This is a genomic window from Paenisporosarcina sp. P4_D4 (assembly GCF_056401835.1).
The window spans coordinates 1-4,740 of sequence record NZ_JBFUIO010000144.1 but is presented as its reverse complement, the minus strand read 5'-3'; the positions used below and the strand labels follow the sequence as shown (position 1 = coordinate 4,740).

Sequence of the window (4,740 nt, the reverse complement as noted above, 5' to 3'; positions counted from 1 at the left end):
CCCCTACACCTCTTTCCACGGCAATGGGCTTAGTAGCGGCCATTATTATTGGTCAAATTGCAATCGATGTCGGACTTTTCATTCCTGAAGTAGTGTTATATACAGCGGTATCAGCCATTTTAACATTTGCATTACCTTCTTATGAATTGAGTGTTGCCGCCAAGTTATTCCGAAATGTGATGCTTATTGCTACTGTCATATTTGGGTCCAATGGCTTTTTCATTGGAATCCTATTCGTTTTCATGTACCTGGTATCAATTAAGCCGATGGGAGTCCCTTATTTGTGGCCGCTCGTTCCATTTTTCCCTAAAGCATTGGCACGCATTCTGGTTCGCTTTCCTACATCAAATGGCGCACTCAGACCATTCATTGTTCACTCGCCTAAGCGCAAACGTTCTTAATCCACTCATTGCATCGGAGTCTTTCCCTATGGTAAAGTTCTTATATTGAAAAACCACTTACCACTGGGAGAGATGAAGATGCATTTATTTGGAACACAGTCCGTGGATGAACATGGTCACTTAACAATTGGTGGAACTTCTGCAATGACATTAGCAAAAAACTATGGAACACCATTATTTGTTTACGATACAGCATTAATAAAAGAACGGGCACGTGCTTTTATTCACACATTTGAACGTGAGAAAGTTGAAGCTCAAGTAGCTTATGCGAGTAAGGCTTTCTCAAGTATTGCAATGTATCAGCTAGCAGCTGAAGAAGGACTGTCTTTGGACGTTGTGTCTGGAGGCGAATTGTATACAGCCATTCATGCCGGTTTTCCAGTGGAACGAATTCATTTTCATGGCAATAATAAGAGTGATGATGAATTAGTCTTTGCATTGAACTCGGGTATTGGATGTATTGTGGTTGATAATTTTTATGAAATAGAACAGTTAAAGAGATTAACAGAAATCCTTAAAAAACAAGTAAATATTTTATTACGTGTGACACCAGGTATTGAAGCGCATACGCATGACTATATCACGACAGGACAAGCTGATTCGAAATTTGGATTTGATCTGAATAATGGCCAGGCAGATGAAGCGTTCCATGCAGTAAAAGATGAAGAATCTATTCAATTACTAGGCATGCATTGTCATATTGGTTCACAAATTTTTGATACTGTTGCTTTCTCCTTGGCAGCAAAAAAACTAATTGGAAAAATGCTTTCCTGGAAAAAGAGTTATGACTTTGTTTGCCCAGTTTTAAACTTAGGGGGCGGTTTTGGCATCCGCTATACAGAAGAAGATAAACCACTTCAACCCGCAATTTATGTAGAAGATATGATTAAATCCATACGTTCCGAAATCGGCGAAGCAAAGTATCCAATGCCTGAGATTTGGATTGAACCTGGCCGTTCACTAGTAGGTGACGCAGGAACTACTTTATATTCGATTGGATCTCAAAAAGAAGTGCCGGGTGTCAGAAATTACTTGGCTGTAGATGGCGGAATGTCAGACAATATTCGTCCTGCACTGTATCAAGCAAAATATGATGCGGCTGTTGCGAACAAAATGACAGTTGAAGCCACTAAAACCTACACAGTAGCCGGTAAATGTTGTGAATCAGGCGATAAACTGATCGAAGACATTTCTTTGCCAATAGTAGAAGCGGGAGATATACTCGCTGTATTCTGCACAGGGGCATACGGATATTCGATGGCCAGCAATTATAACAGGCTTCCTAGACCCGCTGTCGTGTTCGTGGAGGAGGGCAATCATCGCATTGTCATTAAGAGAGAAACTTATGAAGATCTCGTAAAGTTGGATTGTTCTTTACAAGATGAGACGGTAGGTGCACACTCATGAAAAGAAACAATAACAAATTATATTTATTTATCCTATTAATAAGTATTGTTTGGGGAATTCTTTATTGGATATTTATTGCACCGAACCAATAAACTGTTAAATAATGGATTGCGAGTTGAAGTTTTATTGCAAATGATGTAGGATAGTCATTGTGCTGAAGCGGAATCAAAAATGAGGGATTTATTATGTTAGTACGATATAAAAAAATATGTGAAAAAATTGCGATGGGTCTCCTGTCGTTTATGCCACAAGAAAAAGATTTAAAAAAATTACAAGAAACCATTCAAACCTATGAAAATAATCCGAACTGGCATTTGTTTATGTGGAAAAAAGAGGAAGATTTTGTGGGCTTGATTGGCATAGAAACTACAGATACAGAGTGTTTGATTCAGCATATAACTGTTTCACCTTCATTTAGAGGTGAAGGGATTGGAAAAGAAATGGTATCCAAAGTGCAAAATTTCCTTCCATGTACAGAAATAAAGGCTGCTGAATCGACAAAACCATTCATAGATAAGTGCACAATCCAGCAAGAAGGAACAGACATTTAATGTCTGTTCCTTCTTTTTTCTTCACGGGCATTAAGTATTTCTGAACGATCCCGGAGCATATGCTTGTGTATGAGTTGATCACCTGTTAGTGCTTCTAATGCTGGTTGTTGTAGGATGGCTGATGATAACTCAGATGAATCGACTTGTATTTTAAATGGCTGAAAAGATGTATTATTTTCAACGGATTCTAGTGATTGCTCCAAATTCACGATAAGTCTTGAAAAGTGAATGCCTTCATAAAAAGCACTCGTACCATTCAGATGGAAACGATCGTATGATTTGGCCAGTGATCTTTTCGCGCCATTGAAATTACCCCTTCGCCAGTGATACATACCTGTCGAGAGCAAAATCCAAGCAGTAAGTGGATGTGTTTTATCTTTCGGTGCAATCTCTTTCCAGTATTCTTCCAACACTTCGTGGCATTCAAAAAAATCCTCGTGCTCATTAAAATATATGACAAACTGCACAAAAAGTGGGTGAAACAACGGATGCATTCTTCTCACACTTCCTCTATACTAAAATTTGAATCTATTTGATCGGGTGATCTTAACATGTCTTATGAAGTAAAATTGGACGCTTTTGAAGGTCCTCTCGATTTATTATTGCACTTAATCCATCGTTTGGAAATTGATATATATGATATTCCAATGGCTGATTTAACTTTACAGTACATGGAACATATTCGTGCTATGCAAGTGCTTGAATTGAATGAAGCCAGTGAATATTTAGTAATGGCCGCATCCCTGCTTGCAATCAAAAGTAAAATGCTGCTTCCGATTCACGAAGGTGAATTAGATGATGACGAACTTGCCCTTGATATGAATGACCCAAGGGAAGAATTGGTGAATCGTCTGATTGAGTATCGGAAGTATAAAGAAGCAGCTGAGAATCTGCAGCAATTAGAAGAACAAAGAGCACAAGTCTTTACAAGAGCACCAAGTGACTTGACCGACTATCAGCCAACTCAACAATTAACTGCATTTGATGATCCTTTGAATGTCTATGACATGTTGGGTGCTTTTCAGAAAATGCTGAGAAGGAAACGATTGAAAGCCCCGCTTGCCACCAAAATTACTAGACAGGAACTATCCATCAAGGACCAAATGAAAAGTGTCTTCAAGACTTTGAAATCCCGAGGCGGAAGTTGTTCTTTTTCAGAACTTTTTCCATCAGAAGACAAACCAACTCTGGTTGTCACATTTTTATCTTTGCTGGAACTTATGAAAAGACAAATGGTAATGGTCGAGCAACGTCAGAATTTTGATGATCTGACAGTTAATCTAATAAATGATCGATGGGAGGAAGAATCTTTTGAGCCTATTGATGAGTAGAATTGAAAGTTTACTTTTTGTAACAGGAGACGAAGGGTTATCAAGTAAACAGATTGAAAATTTAACTGGTGCAACGTCTATAGAGGTAAAAGAAGCATTAGAGAAATTACAGGATGACTATATAAAATCCAAAAACCGCGGAATTGAATTAAAAGAATTAGCCGGAACATATCAACTGATTTCAAAAAAACAAAACGCAGAAACCATTCAACGACTCGTTGAAAACCCAACGAATCAACCTCTTTCACAAGCTTCATTGGAAGTGTTGGCGATCGTTGCCTACAAACAACCAATTACACGAATCGAGATTGAAGACTTACGGGGCGTGAAGAGTGAAAGACCATTACACACGTTAAGCCTTAAAGGTCTGATTCAGGAAGTCGGTCGAGCTGAAGGTACAGGGCGTGCCATCCTGTACGGCACCACGAAAGAGTTTTTAAATGTATTTGGATTAAATGATATGAATGAGTTGCCGCCGTTACCGGAAACACAAGGGACGGAAGAAGATGACCAAACAGATTTATTCATGACAAAGTTCCAGGAAGCTTTTGGGGAACAACAAGAATAAGAAGCGAAAGGTGCTGCTGGTTGCGAAATAAATGGTTGATAGTGTTAGTGATTCTCCTGTTAGGTGTAAGTCTGTTGTACCCTCGATTATCTGAGGCACAGGGATCTGCTTATGCAGTAATTGATGCGAAGACAGGACGGTTATTGGCAGGAAGCGGTGAAGACCAAAAAATGCCGATTGCCAGCTTAACAAAAATGTGGACAGCGGTTGTCGTGGCGGATGAAGTAGATTTAAAAGAAAAGGTCAAAATTTCTCCTGTAGCCACATCCCAAGAAGGTTCATCCATTTATCTTAAAAATGGAGAAGARACAGCTGTTGATGTATTGCTTTATGGATTAATGCTGAGGTCTGGTAACGATGCAGCAGTTGCTCTAGCAGAGCATGCAGGAGGATCAGTTGAAGGCTTCGTTAAATTGATGAATGAAAAAGCAAAAATTATGGGATTAAAAGATACACACTTTGAAAACCCATCAGGATTACAC

Annotated in this window: 7 protein-coding genes; 6 read left to right on the top strand and 1 reads right to left on the bottom strand. The window is 39.0% G+C overall.

Annotated features, from left to right (window positions below):
- The 3 genes from AC1DSL_RS15945 to AC1DSL_RS15935 form a co-directional block, all read left to right on the top strand.
- On the top strand, positions 1 to 401 hold a 401-nt coding region (locus AC1DSL_RS15945; protein WP_477532937.1), incomplete at its 5' end, for a spore germination protein.
- A 78-nt stretch (positions 402 to 479) separates the two neighbouring features.
- The gene (lysA, locus tag AC1DSL_RS15940; RefSeq protein ID WP_477532936.1) at positions 480 to 1,808 is read left to right on the top strand and encodes a diaminopimelate decarboxylase; all 1,329 of its coding nucleotides are present in this window, start codon (positions 480 to 482) and stop codon (positions 1,806 to 1,808) included.
- Between the two features lie 185 nt (positions 1,809 to 1,993).
- Positions 1,994 to 2,359 (top strand): GNAT family N-acetyltransferase, encoded by a 366-nt coding sequence (locus AC1DSL_RS15935; protein ID WP_016427455.1) that lies wholly within the window; start codon positions 1,994 to 1,996, stop codon positions 2,357 to 2,359.
- Here AC1DSL_RS15935 and AC1DSL_RS15930 read toward each other — a convergent pair.
- Complete coding sequence (locus AC1DSL_RS15930; RefSeq protein ID WP_477532935.1) at positions 2,356 to 2,853, bottom strand: DUF309 domain-containing protein; 498 nt, start codon at positions 2,851 to 2,853, stop codon at positions 2,356 to 2,358. The two genes, AC1DSL_RS15935 and AC1DSL_RS15930, sit on opposite strands and share 4 nt — an antisense overlap.
- Before the next feature lie 57 nt (positions 2,854 to 2,910).
- Between AC1DSL_RS15930 and AC1DSL_RS15925 the strand changes: the two genes are divergently transcribed.
- The 3 genes from AC1DSL_RS15925 to AC1DSL_RS15915 form a co-directional block, all read left to right on the top strand.
- On the top strand, positions 2,911 to 3,690 hold the full coding sequence (locus tag AC1DSL_RS15925; RefSeq protein WP_016427453.1) for a segregation/condensation protein A: 780 nt from the start codon (positions 2,911 to 2,913) through the stop codon (positions 3,688 to 3,690).
- Positions 3,683 to 4,258 carry an SMC-Scp complex subunit ScpB gene (scpB, locus tag AC1DSL_RS15920; protein ID WP_477532938.1) on the top strand — a complete coding sequence of 192 codons (576 nt, stop codon included), beginning with the start codon at positions 3,683 to 3,685 and terminating at the stop codon, positions 4,256 to 4,258. The genes AC1DSL_RS15925 and scpB overlap by 8 nt, the downstream gene beginning before the upstream one ends.
- A gap of 20 nt (positions 4,259 to 4,278) precedes the next feature.
- The coding region (locus tag AC1DSL_RS15915) for a D-alanyl-D-alanine carboxypeptidase family protein (protein ID WP_477532934.1) at positions 4,279 to 4,740 on the top strand (462 nt) is incomplete at its 3' end.

Excerpts from the sequence above, each read along its gene's own strand:
- lysA (WP_477532936.1), top strand. The coding sequence starts at position 480 with ATGCATTTATTTGGAACACAGTCCGTGGATGAACATGGTCACTTAACA.
- AC1DSL_RS15935 (WP_016427455.1), top strand. The coding sequence starts at position 1,994 with ATGTTAGTACGATATAAAAAAATATGTGAAAAAATTGCGATGGGTCTC.
- AC1DSL_RS15930 (WP_477532935.1), bottom strand. The coding sequence starts at position 2,853 with ATGCATCCGTTGTTTCACCCACTTTTTGTGCAGTTTGTCATATATTTT.
- AC1DSL_RS15925 (WP_016427453.1), top strand. The coding sequence starts at position 2,911 with ATGTCTTATGAAGTAAAATTGGACGCTTTTGAAGGTCCTCTCGATTTA.
- scpB (WP_477532938.1), top strand. The coding sequence starts at position 3,683 with ATGAGTAGAATTGAAAGTTTACTTTTTGTAACAGGAGACGAAGGGTTA.